The following is a 15,566-nucleotide window of genomic DNA, read 5'->3' as shown; positions in this document are numbered from 1 at the left end:
CGACTGCGTGCCACAGCCGGAAGATGATCAGCCGCCCGAACCATGGACCAGTGATGGCCGCATACGAAAAAACCTCCTGGAATGGCGGCTGACACAGTTGTTCTATCGTGGTTATATCCGTGGCATATCTGCCTGCAACATTCAAGTAATTTCTTTCCGCCGCGTGCGCACTTTCTCATAAAAATCCGCCAACTGCTCCAGTATCAGGGCGCACTGAGCGGATACGCGGCCACGAGATACGCTTGGAGACAGGCGTGGGTAGAGCGCAGGCCCCATCGCGGAGAACGATTTTTCCTCGACCAGCATGAGGCGCAGGCGATGATGTGCGCACATACCGAGCGCATCCCGCACGTCGGCGATACGTCCCACAGCTTTTGCACGGACGACCTGCCACGACACACTGTCGTGCCGAGTGCAGGTGTCGTTCTCGTGGTCAGGCGCGAACTCGACGTAGCCGTAGTGACCGAATACGAAATCCCGATACCACCGCTCTGCCGCATCAGCCGCGCCCTGGTCGATATCGCCAGCGTTGAGCAACGCCTGCACGGTCGTGCGCACACGCGGCACGCCCCCCTTTGTCACCCACTCCGACCGGCGCTGGCGTTCTGGCGTGACGACGGTGTCGAGGGTGCGCTGGACCTCTTTGGTGATGGTCTGGGTCATTCTTCGTCCTTCGCCTTCACATCCGGCAGAAAACCAATCACAGGCGCACCTTTCCATCCGTGCTCAAACACAAACCATGCGTAGGCAATAGCGCCACCCTTGGCGGGAATATCTGAATCGCCCGGCGGCATCGACATGCGACGAGACGAAACCCACACGCGCGCCAGCGGTACTGTAGCGAACCAATCGCGCCGCGCTATGCCCTCCAGAAACGCCAGACGTAACAGCACGCAGACGCGATCCGATGTGTGAGCAAGCGCGCAGTCAATAAACTCCCGCGCATCGCCGTAGGGGGGATTGCTGACGATGCTGTCAGGTCCGATCATGGGGATCGTGACCCGAAAATCATCAACCACCTCCACCGGCCATGTGCCACGATCAACCACATCAGCCGCAAAGGTCTTGCATCCGAGACTTGCCAACTGCCTAGGGACGTTTCCCCCACCACAGCACGGGTCCATCACGCCCCCAATGAAGCGCCGCTCGACAGAGAGCAGCGCATCAACTGCCCACGCGGGTTCGACATACCAGTCTGCCGCATTGCGTTCATATCCTGACGCCCTCATTCCCCATACCACCAGACAACGCCCCAAGCGACGGCGGAGACTGGCGCAAGCACGAGAATGAACAGGGTCCAGATGGCGGCTATTACGAGGGCGTCAGTCAATTTACAGTAATGCATCGATGGCTCGCTCATAAAACCTCGCCTGCTTGCGCCAAGCATCCCGATCCCGCTTAAGCCTCTCAATTTCCGACCACGGCCACACGCGGCGTTTCAGGAAGCGGATCATTGCATTTTCACCAGAAACCAAGCGATGGCCCACGCGACCCCGATAGCGCCGATTGCGCCAGAAACGTTCTCACCAATCGACGCGATGGCCTGCCATTCGTTCATCACCCCAACCCTCCGAATCCAATCTGCACGGCGCGCGGTTCTGGCCGGCCTTCCTTCTTTCTAAACGCCACGCCACCGACGTGCCAGTGCCCGCAAAACGAACACCCGAACACGTCCACGCGGATGTCTTGCGCGCGCATCTTGCGGGCCTGCCTGACGGCCACGGATCGCCGCGCGAACGGTGCGTGCCCCTCGCAGTCGTGGGGACGTTGGGCGCGGTAGGTCATGGCAATTCCCCCACTTCACCGTCGAACTGCTCCGCCTGGTGCTGACACCATTGCATGTGCGCGGGAATGGTCATTTCGAACTCCGGGATACGCACACGGAATGCGCCTACACCAACCAACCTTTCCCCACATGGCCTGATCAATCCACTTTCCAGCAAAGCCTTGATCGTCGCGGATGAAGCGGATGGAGAATTGTTCCCGCACCCAATCTCGTCCAGCACCGGACGCTGCGCTTTCGTCTTCCCCGGATGCGGTGTCCGCGTCATATTCGCCCGCACAGCGACCTTACCGCCCATCACGGTCAAAATCCTCGTCCAACACGTTACGTCGCCCTCCTGCGCAAACCTCGACGGCCTGAGCGGCATGTTGTGGCTACCATTCCGCCGCAGATCGCGGACGGCGCGTCGAAGCCAACATTCATGTCCGCCTCCATCGCGAGTTGATTGGTACTCATTTCCGCACCTCTGACGTGCCTGATTTCGGGAAAAACTCCTCGACGATAGGCAGGTTCTGGGTGGCGAAGCGCGTGACAGCCGCCGATAGCATCCCAGCGAACGACGCCGCCATCGGACTGGCCTGCACCTCACGCACCGACCGGCGAACAACGGCGGGATCGGCCCACGCCGCATTGTCCACGTCCGGCCGCGCTTTCCGCCCGGTGATATCCTCGAACGCCAGCGGGGACTGTTCGCGGATGAGCTGCAACGTCCGCGCTTTGCGGCTTTGCGCATCGCGGGGATCGACGCTGTGCTCGCCTTCCCCGATCCAGTTGGTCATGGAGCTCCGGTCGTAGTAGCGACGCCATTCCCGGTCCATGCCGGTCAGTTCCTGCCGATCGCCGTGCGATGGCCCTGCGATCTGGCGCGCCCGCCCGTCCATGCGCCGCAGCTTGGCTGCCTCCCAGTGCTCGGACAGAAGCTTGCGCATCGTGGCAAACGGCGGCCACCACTCGCAGTTGTCCGCGACGTAGTGCATCGCATCGGTCGAAAACGCTGGCTTCGGAAAGCTGCGGATCAGCATTTCGGCGTAGAGCGCGATCTGTTCGTCGGTTCCGTCCTCGCCGTTCCTGCGCACCAGGCACGACAGGCGGTTGAGCCACGCGGAGATGGCGTGCGCCAGTTCCGGGTTCTGCGTGGCGCGGATATCTGAAATCTCGTTCACAGGCCCATTTCCTTCCAGCCTTCCTCAGCCGACGCATCGAGGTCCACGCCATCCAGCGCCCATCTTCGTGTCCGGTCCGCAGTTCGTCCGCTGCCACGCGCCTTCACAGCCGCGGTGATCCACGCAATCGGGTCAGCGGGCCGCGTATCAGCCGACTCCTGGATGATCCCGTTGAGCACCGCGCAGTCGTCGCGCACATCCCGCAGCCACTTCCCGATCAGCGACTTCGTGGCCCGTGGGGGCTTTCCCGTCATCGAACACACGATCTGCGACCCGATGCCGAACAGCACCGATCGCTGGTCGGGGGGCGTGGGTGGTTTCGCTTCGGGGGCAACCGGCGTTGGCGCTGGAGTATCTTCGTCAGGCGACGACGGCGCAGCCGGTGTCCCGAACGAAGTGAGGGTAATATCTGAACGTAGTGAAGATATATCCTTACACCTTTCCATCGGCCCATGTGTTTCGATGTTTTGTCGGTGTTCATTCGGTGTTTGAGCATCGAATGACTGTTGCTCGGATGCCACCCGTTCGCCGATAGGTTTGTGTCTCCTCACAGTCTTATCACCGACAGAGCCGGGGTTTTTCTTGCTGCATGTGTGCGACTTCGCATCCAGAGCAACGAATTTCTCGACTTCTGGCGTGATAGCATGCACAGGTTTGGGGCGCTCAGGACGCTGGAATTTACGGAAATTCTTGACGGCTCCAAATGCTTTTCCGTCAGCCTCATAGCGCATAATCGCTCCCGTCCCTTCCAATTCTTCCAGAAGGGAAGTTGCATCGACGCCATCGGCGGGAAGAAGCCGCATTTTGAGCGTAAGCGGCTTCCATTGAAAAATACCGTTGTCATCTGCCTCATTCCAGAGGCCGATCAAAAACAGTCGCGCCAACGGCGAAACAGACACGAAACTTTCATCCGTCCATAGAGTTGGATGCACACTTCTGATCCGGGCCATCAGTTCAGCCCTCCTATAGCCATGCCATTTTCAATCGCGAACTGAATGGCCCAGTCAGGATCTATCCCCGCATCTGCCGCCAGCGCGCGAAGCAGTTCGACTGGCATTGGGATGTTGCGCGTGTCGCAATCTTCTGGCGTGAGGGGCTCTGGTAAATCGGTCATGAAAGATCCATCGCAATATCACTACGAAGCCGCTCGCAGCCCGCTTGGGTCAGGCATAAATCGTAGATTTTTTCAGGAAAGCGGGCATATTGCTCAGATCCGGGCAGGCAGAAAAATGTGCGCCTGAACTCCCGGAGCGTCATGTCCGCATGATGCACTACCGCATATTGCTTACTGACAATGTGGTGGCACATCGCCGCGACACTTACGTCATGCCTAAAGCAGAAATCAGCGACAGAAATATAACTCATGCCACCACCTCAGTAATCGTAACAACTGTCCGCTGCTCACACAGCCGACACTTCACGGCGCGCACCTCAAGCTGCATGTGCGCTGGCCCGTCATCCACGACGAAGCCCAGCCCTCGCTTGTTCTTCACACGCTGCCGTGCGCCCGGCGTACGGACGTTCAGCAGGCGCGGCGTGGTCATGGCATCGACCAGGAACTTCGCACCGCCATACAGGCCATCCTTGTCAGGCGTTCCCGCCGAATACCGCTCGATCACGACACGCGCTTTCTGGAATGGCTCTGGGTGGCGTAGGTGGAGCGCGGCGCACGCGACAGCCCGCGCCATCTTCCTACGCATCCCTGTCAGCGCAAACCGGCTCTGCCCAATGCTATGATTGAGCAGCGGGAAAGGTTTGGGGAGGGTGAAGGTGATCGTGTTCATTCCCCAGTCCTCAAAAAATACTCTTTCCGGCGTAGTCCAATGAATTTCAAAATTGCATCGGACAAGGGTTTGCGCCCACACAGCATGTCACTGAGGTATTGAGGCGTGATCCCTACTTCCTGCGCAAAAATACGCTGATTACCGTATTCCTTGATTTTCTCCCGAAGGATACGGAAGGCATCAATACGGTCGAGTTGTTCGCTCACTCCCCAGCCTCCCTCTTCAATTCATCGGCCCGGCGCTCAAGCCGATCAGCCCTCTCGCTCAGGTATTCGGCCCATCGACGCAGGGAGATTGCGCGTCGGAGTGCGCGGCTGGCGCGCCATCGGGCGATGGTAGCGCGTCGCAGGAGGATATATCGCCCCATTGGGTGTCCCATTCTTGACTGAGGGCGCGGTAAATAGCGGCCTGATGCTCGGCCTGCTGTTCTGCACGCACCATGTGTTTGCGGTAGGTTTTCTGGACAGCCAGGAACACATGCGCCGGTATGCAGTGACAGGCGGCTGAAAACTTCTTTCAGGCCAACGCGGGCGCCGAATGTTCCGGCGATCGCATGAAGTTTCGCCTGAATGTTGCTCGCGATTGCTTCAGGCGTGTTCATTTCCACCCTTTCTGCTCTCACGGAAAACTTTTCTCTCTTTACGGACAATTGCTGCTCCATCTTCCGAACAGCGATGAACGGAACTGGAGGAAACAGCATTGGAGGAACCCCACGCATATGACGACAAGGTGCGGTTCATCGGGATGAAGGAACCCACCATCAGCCGCACCCTACGCACGCTGGCCCGCACCTGGGCCATCCTGAACCCAGGCGCCACCACCGAGGAACGGCAATTCCTCGCGGCAATCGTGGCTGCGGAGCTGGCGGGGCGGTAGGGCATTGTCAGGCGAATGCACACGAGCGCGCCTGCGCTCCGCAGTCGTCACACAGCCGGTTAAAGCGGCCCTGAGCGGTAAAAGACTTAGTGCAGCGAAGGCAGGATCGCCGGATGCGTGTCGGTTTGGGATTATCGTCGCATATCGCACGCATGCGCATTTTATTGCTGATCGCATCAGCCGAGCATCCGACAATTGCAGCGATCGCGCGGAAGGTGTGCCCAGCACGGTGCATGCGGATGACAACCGGCAACTGCTCATCCCAGTTTATTGCATTATTTCTCTTGGTGCCCGCAGGTATCGTCCCCACTTTTCGCAGAGCAGAGATCCTGTGTCTGATGCCGCTGCTTTGACGGCTCGGAAAAAGATTCCGCAATTCCGTTTCAGGCAGTCGATAGTTGGCAATCAGAACGGCATCTTCCTCTGGCGTCCACTTCGGCTTGTATCCCCCACTGGACATCAGTACATGCCTCCTGCCACACCAGCGATGGGCGCGCCATCCAAAATCGCCCGCGACACGACACCAGATCCAATGCGCTTGACCGTGATCTGGACACCCAGGCCAATGAAAATCGCATGGTCTGGAACGTATCCATCCACCGATACAGCTCCGGTAGAAATCAGGCGACGTGCCGTATTCCGGTTACGAGAAAGACCGAGACCACACATGGCATCCTTGAGGTTTATGAGTTTCATCAGTGCCTCTCATGCCCAATAACGCGACCGATAGCGCGATCATATGCCCGGATCTCCGCAAACCCATGCAGACGCACAGAATTATCGGGAGTAAGGGTTTTCCCCTTAGCCAAGGCATTGCGAATGGACCGCATCAATCGGTCATGTTCAGTTTCAGGATTTTGGCGTTTCCGTACGGAGTTAATACCGAACGGTTTCCCGTGTCTGCGCGCTGCCGTTTCAGCAATTCGGCAGGTATTGCACTGCCGGGTTTTACCCTTGCGCAGGTCATATGACCCGCACGAAGCAGCAGCGCCACATTTCTGGCATATGCACTCCCAGAGTGTATCGCCGTTTTCACGGTATGCGCGCTCTGTTCGCCCAATTACATGCCAGGCGCCGAATGTTTTTCCGGAGATATCAAGAAAAGCACTCATGCCCGCGCCTCCTGCAACGCCCGACGAACGCGCGGCTCTGGATTTCCGCCGGGCTTGCTGCTTACGCGCAGTCCGCCGATCCAGCAGGTCGCACCGCCTGCACTGGGTCGCAGTGCCATTACGCAGTTCGAGCGACAGACGCTGGCCGTCGCGCCCACAGCGTTCGCACCGGCAGCGCCAGATGGAACTACCGACGTATTTCACCGCGACCAGGTGGCCGAACTGCTGCCCGGCTATGTCGATGTGGCGGGGCATCAGCGGGCGTCCTGCGTGGGGCGGCCATGCGTGCGACGGCATAGATCGCAAGTGCAGCGTGACACTACAGTTTCTGCGCCGGAGAGAGTCGCACCTCTCCCCGGCTTTTCTCCACCCTGTGCAGAGGATGAAGCCGTTGAACCAATCTCAGACAACCATGACGCTAAAACTTCTGGGCGTACGTCGTTCAGGCGAAAACCTGAAAACAGGCTGCGCAGAATTGGCTGTATCTCTTTCCGGAAACGATGGAGAGACGCCGTGGTCAGGCACTCTGACAATACAGATCCCGGATCAAGAATTGCGTCTTCACAACACTTTCGAAGTGAAGACGCTCGCTGAGAGAGCATTGCTTCGAGTTTTGACGACATATCAGCAGTCAGCGGCTGCAAAGAACCGGCTGACAGTGGAGTGAGGATCATTCCATGATCGAGGGCCGCGCGGTGGAGCGCATCTGCCGTGCGGTCCGTCTGTGTCGGTTCGTCGTTCACCGTGCGCCCTCTCCTTTTCGCCACATCGGTTTCTGAAATAAAAACGCCTGCGCCGCCCCTGATCGCCTCTGCGTTTATTTCGGACCACATCTTGGGGCGGCTCACCGCACCACCTTCCCTTCAGGTCGCACGACCGTCACGTTTTCGAATAGGGTGGGACGCAGTTCTTCTCTGGGGATTCCATATATCTGTTCAATCCTGATCAGGTGATGAACGGGTATCGCCTTCCACTTCAACACGGCGGAATGCGTTTTCATCCCGAGGGCTCGGGATAGCTTACAAGCGCCACCGGCTCGGGAGATGAGTTCTGCTGGTTCCATACCCAATATGTCTTCCAAAGAGACGTGCCGGGTCAAGCTAAAAATGTCTCTTAGAGGAACACATGATTTTTGAGATGATGAAATAATGTGCCAATGAGCGACACCATCGGTACACGACTGCGCAGAATCCGCGAGGAAAAGGGACTCAACCAAGTTGACGTTGGTGAGGCTGTAGGGATCAGTCGTTCCTACCTGTCCGATATTGAAGCAGGGAAGAAAGACGGCAGCATAAAGACGATCAGCGCCCTAGCCCAGTACTATGACATTTCCCTGGACTACCTTACGGGCCTTTCGGGCACGCCTGTCCAAAGCTCCGAGAACGCCGCGCATAATGATCTTGAGGTTCTCCTCCTCAAGATCTGGCGCGCTATGAGCGAGGAAGAGCGCCTTGGCCTGATGGCGCTTCTCAAGGCCAGAATCGACACCAATGCCGCCTGACCCCACCCCAAACGCCCGTAGGTCTTTTGCCGCGTTCCCGTCCATTGTTTCCCTTTCGTTCTCGTGGAACGATAGCAGAACAATCGGGATGATTGGCATACGGAATTTGGATATGGGTTATGCGATGATAATGGGAAATATCTGTGTCAAACCTCGTTCATAATGAACAAACGAAGCTATTAGCGAACTGGCTGAATGGCATTGCCGTCTCTGTCGCAGTCACAGGATATGTTGTCCCAGCGATAAGTCACTATTACGACCATAGTAAAAAGCTGCCGTTTTTGACATTCGTATCTGGGGCTGGCTTATGGACCCTGCTTTCGTATAGGATCAATCAGGCTGCACGGTCTGTTCTGGAGGCATTGAGAGATGACTGATTTTGAGATCGCCTATCTTGCCATCCCAATTATCGGACTGATTGTTTTGGCACCCTTTACCAAAAAGAGGATCAAGCGCTGGGTGAACAAGCGCATCTAACGACAACCCCGCTCCGGCGGGGTTTTTCATGCCTAATCCTCCATCTCCGGCACATCCCCCACGCTCTCAAGGATCTCCGGCTCGCCATAGTCCCCGGCATCCTCGTCCACGAACATGCGGACCAGAAGCGCCCCGTCCATAGACGTGCCGCCAGCGGCGATCTTATCGGCCCTGCGCCTGCCTTCCTCCACAGACCTGCATACGACAGGAGCGCCCGGCTCAAGCTGCGCACGGCCTCGTTTGGGCTTTCCCCACGCATAGGGCTGGAAGATGATTCTCTCGGTTGCTGGCATGGCGAATCCTTTCGCATGTGTTCTTATTATGTTCGTGATGATTCGCGAAGGCGGTTTTTGCATGGGTGATAATTTGTCTCCTTACGAGACATTTTCCGCTTGACCATATCCGTCTCTTTGGGAGACATTAACCCCATCAACAACACGGAGATGGGCCATGACACTCAACGAAATCAACTTCACGCGCAGCGGTGGCGACATGGATGTGCGGATGCGCGTCCTTCAGACGTTTCGCCTCGAATATGCCGCGAACGGCACCATCACCGTTGTTGACGAACAGAAAGAGCGTGCGGGCCACCCGAACCCTCGTTCGGGGTTTGGTTTCAAGTCGGCTTCCGACGCCATCGCAGCTTTTGAAAGCAAAGACTTTCATCGCACCCGGATGATCTGAAAAAACATATAAACACGGAGATGGGAAGTGACCAACGCATCGACCCTGTTTCGATTTGAGGGTAAGCCGCTGAACGTCCAGATGGATGAAAACGGCGACCTGATGTTCCCTGCACCAGAAGTTTGTCGGGTTCTGGATATCGTCAACGTGACGAATGCCCTGCGCGGCCTTGATGAGGACGAAAAGGGCCTTCGTATTGTGAAGACCCTTGGCGGTGAGCAGGAAATCAACTGCGTCACCGAACCTGGCCTCTACAAACTGATTGCCCGCAGCCGCAAGCCGGAAGCCAAACGCTTCGACCGCTGGGTTCGCCACGAAGTCCTGCCGACCATCCGTAAGACCGGCAGCTACAACATCGAGCAGCAGTTCGAGATCCCTAAGACCCTTTCCGAAGCCCTGCGCCTTGCAGCAGACCAGGCGGAAGAAATTGAGGAACTGAAGCACGAAAACGCTGCGCTGACGCCCAAGGCGCAGATCCACGACAAGATCGCAGACAGCGATGGTCTCTACAACCTGAACCTTTCGGCCAAGGCAGCAAACATGCCGCTGGGACAATTCACGCGTGTGGCTCACCAGCATGGCTTCATCTTCCGTCAGGGCAATAAATGGAATGCCTATTCCGACAAGGTAAAGGCCGGGCATTGCCATGTAAAGTTTGCGTCTTACCGCGACCGCGATGGGGAAGAGCACTTCAGCCCACAGGTTTTCTTCACACCCAAAGGCATTCAGAACCTCATTAATCGTATGGGAATGCACTAATAATGGAAACGAACATGAACAACACACAGATCGAGCAGCAGACTGCTCCCGAAAACAACCCCGCGCGGATCGGTTCCTCGGGCGACGGCGCGCAGATCGGCTCCTCGGGCAACGGCTCGCAGATCTGCTCCTCGGGCAACGGCTCGCAGATCTGCTCCTCGGGCGACGGCGCGCAGATCGGCTCCTCGGGCGACGGCGCGCGGATCGGTTCCTCGGGCGACGGCGCGCAGATCGGCTCCTCGGGCGACTACGCACGGGCCGGGTTCTCGGGCGACTACGCACAGGCCGGGTTCTCGGGCGACTACGCACAGGCCGGGTTCTCGGGCGACTACGCACGGGCCGGGTTCTCGGGCGACGGCGCGCGGATCGGTTCCTCGGGCAACTACGCGCAGGCCGGGTTCTCGGGCGACTACGCACGGGCCGGGTTCTCGGGCGACTACGCACAGGCCGGGTTCTCTGGCGACTACGCACGGGCCGGGTTCTCGGGCGACTACGCACGGGCTGAATGCACTGGTGACAACGTGACCGTTGCATTTGCTGGTTGTCGTGGGTCCGTCAGCCTGGGCAAGGGAGGCTGCGCATCGCTCGTCTGGCACGATGGCATCCGCGATCGCTTTGTCTGCCTCTACGAGGGCGAAGACGGCATTGAGGCAGGCGTTCTCTATCGCATCGAGAACGGGAAGGCGGTGCGCGCATGATCCCCGACACCCCCGCCACGCGCGGCCTCGCGATGCTGGTCCTTGCCATCCTGTGGCTGGCCGTCCTGTTCTGGGGATTTTCCCTGATCACCACGCCCTGACACGTCCGGGCCACCGGGACTGCGGTCCCGGCAGTCTGGCCGAGTTTGGCCGACCATTACAGGGGATTGAAAAATGCCTGATACGAACTGGATTGAAGACAACATGACCAGCGATGACTGGAACGACGATCTTGATCTGCAAGAGGCCAAAAAGCAGCTGGAGGCTATGATCAAGTTCGTGACGGAGTTCCGTTTGAGCGATGGTACGTATCTGGACAGCCTGAACGCGCTTGAAGACGACCTCGATACCGTCAAGAAGATGATCCGCGATTTCGACGACATCATGGAACAGCGCATCCGAGACCGGCGCGAAAACGCGGCGTTTGACCAGGCAGATTACCGCCGCGATCAGCGGGTGGAGTGCGCGGCATGAAGAAGTTCAGCGATCCGGTCGCATGGATGCGCCGGGAGGGTGATGCCATCGTGGTATCTCCGACCGAAAAGCCGGGGTTCGATCCTGTCTACGACCCGGAATATGTGCAGCATATCCAGCGGGAGATGCGCAATCTGATCGATATCGCGGTCAGCCGTTTCAGCATGGCGACAATACGCGGTGTCATCAATGAACAGCGGCCGCAGAACGATCGGTCTGATTGGACCGCCGAAGCTTACCGAAAGAACAGGACATGCGACGAATTTGTCAGAGCGTTTGAGCGCGTTGCATCAGGAGGCGCGGCATGAACCCCCTACTGACCACCCACCAGCGCGTGCGGATCAACCGGCGCGTGATGCAGAACCATGCGGGGAGGCGCGGGCTGTGACCTACCACGACCAGAACGAACGCGACCGCGACCTGATCCTGCGTCGTATCGCATGGGCCAATGGCGACGACCGGGCACTGATAGTCCGCGCCGACGCGCCCCGCGCGCAGAATGCAACCGCCATCCCACCGTTCGGGGTGTGGTTTCTGCCGGATGGGTCGCGTGTGCCGGTGGGGAGGGTGTGATGGATATCCTTGCCACCATCAACAAGGTCTATGCCGAGCAGATCAAGGACGACCTGACGCGGTTTACGTCGCGCCTGCTGGCGGCGCGCGTGCCTGGCGCGAACGTCGATGCCGAGGCCATCGAACTGATCGAAGCGATGGAAGCGGTCGAGAAGTCGATGAAGGCAGCGCGCGGGATACTGCGGGAGTCCGGAACGACGCCGCAGGACGCGTACCAGCGCGTGATCGGGGCTGATTATGTGGAGTTCTGAGGGTGTTGTGCCTGACGCGTGGCAGATCGACCTGGTGGACGAGATCAAGCGTGCCAGCGAACCGCAGGAGGGACAGACCATCGCGGTATGGTTCTCGTGCGGAGCAGCTAGTGCGGTCGCGGCGAAACTGGCGGTCAAGCGCTGGGGAAATCTGTGCAACGTGCGCGTGGTGAACACGCCCGTGCTAGAGGAAGATCCAGACAACCGGCGCTTTCTCGCGGATGTGCAGGATTGGCTGGGCGTGCAGATCGAGCAGGCGGTCAATCCACGGTTCCCGCACAACAGCGCGCGGGCCGTGTGGGAGAAGCGCCGGTTTATGTCCGGTCCTCGCGGAGCACCCTGCACGCTGGAACTGAAAAAACAGGCACGCCAGCACTGGGAGAACGCCAATCCCTGCGACTGGCATGTGCTGGGATTCACGGCAGATGAACAGCGGCATCACGCACGTTTCACACTGACAGAACGGCCCAACGTTTTGCCGGTGCTGATCGACGCTGGCCTGACGAAAGCGGCCTGTTTCGGCGTGCTGAAAAATGAGGGGATCGTGCTGCCTGCCATCTACCGGCGCGGATATCCAAACGCGAATTGCATCGGCTGCGTCAAGGCTACGTCTCCGACCTACTGGAACCACGTCCGCAGGGTTGACCCCGGTGTGTTCGCGGACCGGGCCGAGCAGTCACGACGCATTGGCTGCCGTCTGGTCGAGTATCGCGGCGAACGGATTTTCCTCGACGAACTGCCGCCCGACGCAATGGGGCGACCACTGAAATCATACGACCACGAATGCGGGTTATTTTGCGAAGAAAAGGAAATGGCATGAGCCAGAACGAACAGTATTACCTGGTGCGCCTGCCGCTGACGGATGGGGAGGAAACCAACATCCGAAGCGAATTGCTCGAGGGGTCCATTCTCGATCCCGCCCACATGTTTGCTCGGCTTGTGGGCATTATCGGAGCCCCCATCCAGCCGTGCGCGTATGTGGAGAACGTCACTGGTCCGGACGATTGGTGCCCCCTCGTCCGCCGCACCGACATGGAGGCGCAGGTTGATGCCGCTATCCTGCGCAGGCGTGAAGTGGAGCGCGCGGCTCTTTATACTGTGCCATTCGATGTAGCGCGGGCTGTTGCCGAATTACCTGACCGCACATCACCGGATGGGGATCCGGAAATGATGCGAGTCACGACCAAGGAACTGCTCGGCATCGTACGCTCTGCGATTGACGCAGCCATGAACGCGGAGAACGGCAATGGCTGAACGGTCAGAACACACCCCCAAAAGCCCCCTGACGTGGGGTGAATGGCTGGACAATCTCGAAAGCTACCATTCTGAACTGCGAAATACGATTGAGGGCTTCGAGGGGTATGGACCCAGCATTCTCGAAAGCACCGGCGAAGATTGCTGGGAGATTTATTGGCACGCTGGATATTCGCCTGTTGGGGCACTTGATGAAGATAGGGAGTATTGGGATTGAGCATCACAGACACTTCAATCCTCGACAGCGTTGATGCAGCGAACAAAGGCATGAAGCCCCATCACGCCGCACCGGGTCAATCCGACGAATGGTTCACGCCGCCGGAGATTTTCGAGGCGCTTGGGGTCACGTTTGATCTTGATGTGGCCCAGCCGGAAACGGGGCGTGCATTCCTGTCCGTCCCCTGCCGTCGGTTCCTGACAGTCAGTGACAATGGACTGACGGCCCCATGGGACGGCTTCGTCTGGATGAACCCTCCCTTTGGTGGGCGCAATGGCGTTGTGCCATGGCTGCGCCGGTTCATGGATCATGCCAATGGGATTGCCTGCGTGAACGCCCTGACCAGTTCAGGGTGGTTCCATGATTTCGCGCCACATGCAGATGCCCTGCTTTTCCCACGGGGAAAGACGAAGTTTCTGCGCCCTGATGGAACGCGGGGCAATTCTCCGGGGAATGGCGTCGTGTTGATCGGCGCTGGGATGCAGGCCGTAGAAGCGTTGGCCGATGCCCACAGAAAGGGATTTGGCCTGAACACGATGATTGTTGATGGAAATGCGGCATGAACATCTCCATATGCCTCGGCTTCTTCTACAAAGGCTACCGGGTGGAATGCACCCGGAAAGAGGCGCGGATCATCCTTCAGGGGCGCGTCGTTGGGAAGTCCAAGGCCATATCGCGGGCAGCTATCGAGCAGGATGTGGATCGGTTGATTGCACGGCGTGGGGAGGTGAGGAATGGGTGACCTTCTTGAACGGTGGGTCGGCCCCTCATCTCTCGCCAAGCGGTTAGATACCACAAAAAACAACCTACCCCGATACGTGGCTGAGGGGAAAATCCCCCAGCCCAGTTATCACCTTGGCCCCAAAACTCCACGATGGGACATTTATGCAGTGGATGCTCTGATGCTTAAACGGGCCGGGATTTCAACATCAAGGGATATGGACGCGACAGTTGCCAAAATTTGCGAAGAAAACCGCCAATACGGGAGACGTAAAGGTCGTTCGCAAGCGCCTCGCTGACGGGACAGTAAAGGAATATTACTATCCGAAGAAGCGTAATTCATCCCCAAGGCCAGAGCCACCTACGGGAACTGTAGGGCACGTCCTAAGTTTATATTATGTTAGTCCCGAGTTCACGATGGTAAAACCGACTACAAGGCAGAACCGACGCATATATCTTCGGGAAATGGAAAAGGTATTTGCGCTACCGCTGCGGGATATAACTCGAAGAATGCTGATCGAGATACGGGACAGTATTGCTTATGGCCGGGGGCCAGGTGCCGCAAACGGGTTCCTGTCCATTACCCGAACATTTTTCGGGTGGGCATTGGGACGCGAATGGGTTGATACCAATCCCGCTATGACAATTGCATTGTTGCCGCGCGGGTCTCTTCCCGCATGGACAAAAGATACCATTCGCCAGGCCGAGAAAACTTTGGATGAGTCGCTGTGGCGAGTTGTAGTTTTAGGGGTTTTTACCGGGCAGCGGCGAGGCGACTTATGTAGGATGAAGTGGTCAGATATTGACGGCGGTTTCATCAATGTCCAGCAGGAAAAAACGGGTGCTGTGCTAAGGATACCCATACATATCGATTTATCGTCTTTTCTCAAACAATGGCGCGGTCCATCTGATTATATTTTGACCAATAGAATAGGGTCAAAATGGAAGCCTGGCACCCTGTCATCAGCTATGCATAAAGCCGCCAGTGAAGGGAAGATACCTAAAGGGTTCAATGTTCATGGATTAAGAAAGCTGTCAGCAACATTGTTGGCTGAATCAGGATGCACAACCCATGAAATTGCCTCGATTACCGGGCATCGCACGCTTGCTATGGTGCAGCATTACACTCTATCTGCCGATCAGGAGCGGTTGGCAAAAGGAGCGGTAAGCCGAATGGAAACTGTTTTTTGGAAACCGCAGGAAACTGACGATTAAGCCATTGTTTAATAACAATTAAACC

Annotated in this window: 31 protein-coding genes; 16 read left to right on the top strand and 15 right to left on the bottom strand. The window is 57.8% G+C overall.

What is annotated here, in order from left to right; all coding sequences use genetic code 11:
- Nucleotides 1–141: 141 nt before the first annotated feature.
- From CFR72_RS06530 to CFR72_RS06485, 10 genes are all read right to left on the bottom strand, one after another.
- Nucleotides 142–663 carry a hypothetical protein gene (locus tag CFR72_RS06530; protein ID WP_110913191.1) on the bottom strand — a complete coding sequence of 174 codons (522 nt, stop codon included), beginning with the start codon at nucleotides 661–663 and terminating at the stop codon, nucleotides 142–144.
- Complete coding sequence (locus tag CFR72_RS06525; protein WP_110913190.1) at nucleotides 660–1,229, bottom strand: TRM11 family methyltransferase; 570 nt, start codon at nucleotides 1,227–1,229, stop codon at nucleotides 660–662. Before CFR72_RS06525 ends, CFR72_RS06530 begins: the two co-directional genes overlap by 4 nt.
- Nucleotides 1,230–1,557: 328 nt before the next feature.
- Nucleotides 1,558–1,785 carry a hypothetical protein gene (locus CFR72_RS06515; protein WP_110913188.1) on the bottom strand — a complete coding sequence of 76 codons (228 nt, stop codon included), beginning with the start codon at nucleotides 1,783–1,785 and terminating at the stop codon, nucleotides 1,558–1,560.
- Nucleotides 1,782–2,084 carry a hypothetical protein gene (locus tag CFR72_RS06510; protein WP_208629977.1) on the bottom strand — a complete coding sequence of 101 codons (303 nt, stop codon included), beginning with the start codon at nucleotides 2,082–2,084 and terminating at the stop codon, nucleotides 1,782–1,784. Before CFR72_RS06510 ends, CFR72_RS06515 begins: the two co-directional genes overlap by 4 nt.
- A 151-nt stretch (nucleotides 2,085–2,235) precedes the next feature.
- The gene (locus CFR72_RS06505; protein ID WP_110913187.1) at nucleotides 2,236–2,946 is read right to left on the bottom strand and encodes a hypothetical protein; all 711 of its coding nucleotides are present in this window, start codon (nucleotides 2,944–2,946) and stop codon (nucleotides 2,236–2,238) included.
- Nucleotides 2,943–3,845, bottom strand: a complete 903-nt coding sequence (locus CFR72_RS18000) for a hypothetical protein (RefSeq protein WP_244182194.1) — start codon at nucleotides 3,843–3,845, stop codon at nucleotides 2,943–2,945. Before CFR72_RS18000 ends, CFR72_RS06505 begins: the two co-directional genes overlap by 4 nt.
- A gap of 50 nt (nucleotides 3,846–3,895) precedes the next feature.
- Nucleotides 3,896–4,060 carry a hypothetical protein gene (locus CFR72_RS17505; RefSeq protein ID WP_167400316.1) on the bottom strand — a complete coding sequence of 55 codons (165 nt, stop codon included), beginning with the start codon at nucleotides 4,058–4,060 and terminating at the stop codon, nucleotides 3,896–3,898.
- On the bottom strand, nucleotides 4,057–4,311 hold the full coding sequence (locus CFR72_RS06495; protein WP_146220665.1) for a hypothetical protein: 255 nt from the start codon (nucleotides 4,309–4,311) through the stop codon (nucleotides 4,057–4,059). The genes CFR72_RS17505 and CFR72_RS06495 overlap by 4 nt, the downstream gene beginning before the upstream one ends.
- Nucleotides 4,308–4,634: a hypothetical protein gene (locus tag CFR72_RS06490; RefSeq protein WP_244182193.1), complete on the bottom strand. Its 327-nt coding sequence runs from the start codon at nucleotides 4,632–4,634 to the stop codon at nucleotides 4,308–4,310. Before CFR72_RS06490 ends, CFR72_RS06495 begins: the two co-directional genes overlap by 4 nt.
- Nucleotides 4,635–4,726: 92 nt before the next feature.
- Complete coding sequence (locus tag CFR72_RS06485; RefSeq protein WP_110913184.1) at nucleotides 4,727–4,936, bottom strand: transcriptional regulator; 210 nt, start codon at nucleotides 4,934–4,936, stop codon at nucleotides 4,727–4,729.
- Between the two features lie 493 nt (nucleotides 4,937–5,429).
- Between CFR72_RS06485 and CFR72_RS17500 the strand changes: the two genes are divergently transcribed.
- A complete protein-coding gene (locus tag CFR72_RS17500; RefSeq protein ID WP_167400313.1) occupies nucleotides 5,430–5,606 on the top strand; it encodes a hypothetical protein in 177 nt (58 codons plus the stop codon).
- 7 nt (nucleotides 5,607–5,613) lie between these two features.
- Here CFR72_RS17500 and CFR72_RS17140 read toward each other — a convergent pair whose 3' ends face one another.
- Genes CFR72_RS17140 through CFR72_RS17130 form a run of 3 tightly spaced genes read right to left on the bottom strand, consistent with a single transcriptional unit; the run spans nucleotide 5,614 to nucleotide 6,718 of the window.
- Nucleotides 5,614–6,066, bottom strand: coding sequence for a hypothetical protein (locus tag CFR72_RS17140; RefSeq protein WP_146220664.1), 453 nt, complete (start codon nucleotides 6,064–6,066; stop codon nucleotides 5,614–5,616).
- A complete protein-coding gene (locus CFR72_RS17135; RefSeq protein WP_146220663.1) occupies nucleotides 6,066–6,302 on the bottom strand; it encodes a hypothetical protein in 237 nt (78 codons plus the stop codon). Before CFR72_RS17135 ends, CFR72_RS17140 begins: the two co-directional genes overlap by 1 nt.
- A complete protein-coding gene (locus CFR72_RS17130; protein ID WP_146220662.1) occupies nucleotides 6,302–6,718 on the bottom strand; it encodes a hypothetical protein in 417 nt (138 codons plus the stop codon). The genes CFR72_RS17135 and CFR72_RS17130 overlap by 1 nt, the downstream gene beginning before the upstream one ends.
- A gap of 391 nt (nucleotides 6,719–7,109) precedes the next feature.
- Here CFR72_RS17130 and CFR72_RS17125 point away from each other — a divergent pair, with 391 nt between their 5' ends.
- A complete protein-coding gene (locus CFR72_RS17125) occupies nucleotides 7,110–7,385 on the top strand; it encodes a hypothetical protein (protein ID WP_146220661.1) in 276 nt (91 codons plus the stop codon).
- 489 nt (nucleotides 7,386–7,874) lie between these two features.
- Nucleotides 7,875–8,219: a helix-turn-helix transcriptional regulator gene (locus tag CFR72_RS06475; RefSeq protein WP_110913182.1), complete on the top strand. Its 345-nt coding sequence runs from the start codon at nucleotides 7,875–7,877 to the stop codon at nucleotides 8,217–8,219.
- A gap of 330 nt (nucleotides 8,220–8,549) precedes the next feature.
- Here the strand turns inward: CFR72_RS06475 and CFR72_RS17495 are convergent, their stop codons facing one another.
- Nucleotides 8,550–8,726, bottom strand: coding sequence for a hypothetical protein (locus tag CFR72_RS17495; protein WP_167400315.1), 177 nt, complete (start codon nucleotides 8,724–8,726; stop codon nucleotides 8,550–8,552).
- Nucleotides 8,727–8,728: 2 nt separating this feature from the next.
- Complete coding sequence (locus tag CFR72_RS06470) at nucleotides 8,729–8,989, bottom strand: hypothetical protein (RefSeq protein ID WP_110913181.1); 261 nt, start codon at nucleotides 8,987–8,989, stop codon at nucleotides 8,729–8,731.
- Between the two features lie 157 nt (nucleotides 8,990–9,146).
- On the opposite strand from CFR72_RS06470, the gene CFR72_RS06465 reads away from it, so the two are divergent.
- The 13 genes from CFR72_RS06465 to CFR72_RS06405 all read left to right on the top strand — a co-directional run bounded on the left by CFR72_RS06465 (nucleotide 9,147) and on the right by CFR72_RS06405 (nucleotide 15,541).
- Entirely contained in the window at nucleotides 9,147–9,380 is a 234-nt protein-coding gene (locus tag CFR72_RS06465) for a hypothetical protein (protein ID WP_110913180.1), read from the top strand.
- A 27-nt stretch (nucleotides 9,381–9,407) separates the two neighbouring features.
- Entirely contained in the window at nucleotides 9,408–10,139 is a 732-nt protein-coding gene (locus CFR72_RS06460) for a BRO family protein (RefSeq protein ID WP_110913179.1), read from the top strand.
- 14 nt (nucleotides 10,140–10,153) lie between these two features.
- On the top strand, nucleotides 10,154–10,837 hold the full coding sequence (locus tag CFR72_RS06455; RefSeq protein ID WP_146220659.1) for a hypothetical protein: 684 nt from the start codon (nucleotides 10,154–10,156) through the stop codon (nucleotides 10,835–10,837).
- Between the two features lie 174 nt (nucleotides 10,838–11,011).
- On the top strand, nucleotides 11,012–11,311 hold the full coding sequence (locus CFR72_RS06450) for a hypothetical protein (RefSeq protein ID WP_110913177.1): 300 nt from the start codon (nucleotides 11,012–11,014) through the stop codon (nucleotides 11,309–11,311).
- Nucleotides 11,308–11,619, top strand: a complete 312-nt coding sequence (locus tag CFR72_RS06445) for a hypothetical protein (protein ID WP_146220658.1) — start codon at nucleotides 11,308–11,310, stop codon at nucleotides 11,617–11,619. Before CFR72_RS06450 ends, CFR72_RS06445 begins: the two co-directional genes overlap by 4 nt.
- A gap of 76 nt (nucleotides 11,620–11,695) precedes the next feature.
- Complete coding sequence (locus CFR72_RS06440) at nucleotides 11,696–11,884, top strand: hypothetical protein (protein WP_110913175.1); 189 nt, start codon at nucleotides 11,696–11,698, stop codon at nucleotides 11,882–11,884.
- Nucleotides 11,884–12,135 carry a hypothetical protein gene (locus CFR72_RS06435; RefSeq protein ID WP_110913174.1) on the top strand — a complete coding sequence of 84 codons (252 nt, stop codon included), beginning with the start codon at nucleotides 11,884–11,886 and terminating at the stop codon, nucleotides 12,133–12,135. Before CFR72_RS06440 ends, CFR72_RS06435 begins: the two co-directional genes overlap by 1 nt.
- Before the next feature lie 7 nt (nucleotides 12,136–12,142).
- Complete coding sequence (locus CFR72_RS06430; RefSeq protein ID WP_208629976.1) at nucleotides 12,143–12,955, top strand: hypothetical protein; 813 nt, start codon at nucleotides 12,143–12,145, stop codon at nucleotides 12,953–12,955.
- A complete protein-coding gene (locus CFR72_RS06425) occupies nucleotides 12,952–13,389 on the top strand; it encodes a hypothetical protein (protein WP_110913173.1) in 438 nt (145 codons plus the stop codon). Before CFR72_RS06430 ends, CFR72_RS06425 begins: the two co-directional genes overlap by 4 nt.
- A complete protein-coding gene (locus CFR72_RS17120) occupies nucleotides 13,382–13,606 on the top strand; it encodes a hypothetical protein (RefSeq protein ID WP_146220657.1) in 225 nt (74 codons plus the stop codon). Before CFR72_RS06425 ends, CFR72_RS17120 begins: the two co-directional genes overlap by 8 nt.
- Complete coding sequence (locus CFR72_RS06420) at nucleotides 13,603–14,169, top strand: DNA N-6-adenine-methyltransferase (RefSeq protein ID WP_208629975.1); 567 nt, start codon at nucleotides 13,603–13,605, stop codon at nucleotides 14,167–14,169. The genes CFR72_RS17120 and CFR72_RS06420 overlap by 4 nt, the downstream gene beginning before the upstream one ends.
- Complete coding sequence (locus CFR72_RS06415; RefSeq protein ID WP_110913171.1) at nucleotides 14,166–14,348, top strand: hypothetical protein; 183 nt, start codon at nucleotides 14,166–14,168, stop codon at nucleotides 14,346–14,348. The genes CFR72_RS06420 and CFR72_RS06415 overlap by 4 nt, the downstream gene beginning before the upstream one ends.
- Before the next feature lie 488 nt (nucleotides 14,349–14,836).
- Nucleotides 14,837–15,541, top strand: a complete 705-nt coding sequence (locus CFR72_RS06405; protein ID WP_244182192.1) for a tyrosine-type recombinase/integrase — start codon at nucleotides 14,837–14,839, stop codon at nucleotides 15,539–15,541.
- Nucleotides 15,542–15,566: the final 25 nt, after the last annotated feature.

The organism is Gluconacetobacter entanii, from assembly GCF_003206495.1.
Taxonomy (GTDB): domain Bacteria; phylum Pseudomonadota; class Alphaproteobacteria; order Acetobacterales; family Acetobacteraceae; genus Novacetimonas; species Novacetimonas entanii.
This window is presented reverse-complemented; position numbering and strand designations above follow the sequence as displayed.

Excerpts from the sequence above, each read along its gene's own strand:
- CFR72_RS17130 (WP_146220662.1), bottom strand. The coding sequence starts at position 6,718 with ATGAGTGCTTTTCTTGATATCTCCGGAAAAACATTCGGCGCCTGGCAT.
- CFR72_RS17505 (WP_167400316.1), bottom strand. The coding sequence starts at position 4,060 with ATGACCGATTTACCAGAGCCCCTCACGCCAGAAGATTGCGACACGCGC.
- CFR72_RS17135 (WP_146220663.1), bottom strand. The coding sequence starts at position 6,302 with ATGAAACTCATAAACCTCAAGGATGCCATGTGTGGTCTCGGTCTTTCT.
- CFR72_RS06515 (WP_110913188.1), bottom strand. The coding sequence starts at position 1,785 with ATGACCTACCGCGCCCAACGTCCCCACGACTGCGAGGGGCACGCACCG.
- CFR72_RS06450 (WP_110913177.1), top strand. The coding sequence starts at position 11,012 with ATGCCTGATACGAACTGGATTGAAGACAACATGACCAGCGATGACTGG.
- CFR72_RS06425 (WP_110913173.1), top strand. The coding sequence starts at position 12,952 with ATGAGCCAGAACGAACAGTATTACCTGGTGCGCCTGCCGCTGACGGAT.
- CFR72_RS06475 (WP_110913182.1), top strand. The coding sequence starts at position 7,875 with ATGAGCGACACCATCGGTACACGACTGCGCAGAATCCGCGAGGAAAAG.
- CFR72_RS17120 (WP_146220657.1), top strand. The coding sequence starts at position 13,382 with ATGGCTGAACGGTCAGAACACACCCCCAAAAGCCCCCTGACGTGGGGT.
- CFR72_RS06435 (WP_110913174.1), top strand. The coding sequence starts at position 11,884 with ATGGATATCCTTGCCACCATCAACAAGGTCTATGCCGAGCAGATCAAG.
- CFR72_RS06445 (WP_146220658.1), top strand. The coding sequence starts at position 11,308 with ATGAAGAAGTTCAGCGATCCGGTCGCATGGATGCGCCGGGAGGGTGAT.
- CFR72_RS06405 (WP_244182192.1), top strand. The coding sequence starts at position 14,837 with ATGCTGATCGAGATACGGGACAGTATTGCTTATGGCCGGGGGCCAGGT.
- CFR72_RS06470 (WP_110913181.1), bottom strand. The coding sequence starts at position 8,989 with ATGCCAGCAACCGAGAGAATCATCTTCCAGCCCTATGCGTGGGGAAAG.
- CFR72_RS06465 (WP_110913180.1), top strand. The coding sequence starts at position 9,147 with ATGACACTCAACGAAATCAACTTCACGCGCAGCGGTGGCGACATGGAT.
- CFR72_RS06525 (WP_110913190.1), bottom strand. The coding sequence starts at position 1,229 with ATGAGGGCGTCAGGATATGAACGCAATGCGGCAGACTGGTATGTCGAA.
- CFR72_RS06415 (WP_110913171.1), top strand. The coding sequence starts at position 14,166 with ATGAACATCTCCATATGCCTCGGCTTCTTCTACAAAGGCTACCGGGTG.
- CFR72_RS17140 (WP_146220664.1), bottom strand. The coding sequence starts at position 6,066 with ATGTCCAGTGGGGGATACAAGCCGAAGTGGACGCCAGAGGAAGATGCC.
- CFR72_RS17495 (WP_167400315.1), bottom strand. The coding sequence starts at position 8,726 with ATGAAAAACCCCGCCGGAGCGGGGTTGTCGTTAGATGCGCTTGTTCAC.
- CFR72_RS06490 (WP_244182193.1), bottom strand. The coding sequence starts at position 4,634 with ATGGCGCGGGCTGTCGCGTGCGCCGCGCTCCACCTACGCCACCCAGAG.
- CFR72_RS06495 (WP_146220665.1), bottom strand. The coding sequence starts at position 4,311 with ATGAGTTATATTTCTGTCGCTGATTTCTGCTTTAGGCATGACGTAAGT.
- CFR72_RS06455 (WP_146220659.1), top strand. The coding sequence starts at position 10,154 with ATGAACAACACACAGATCGAGCAGCAGACTGCTCCCGAAAACAACCCC.
- CFR72_RS06530 (WP_110913191.1), bottom strand. The coding sequence starts at position 663 with ATGACCCAGACCATCACCAAAGAGGTCCAGCGCACCCTCGACACCGTC.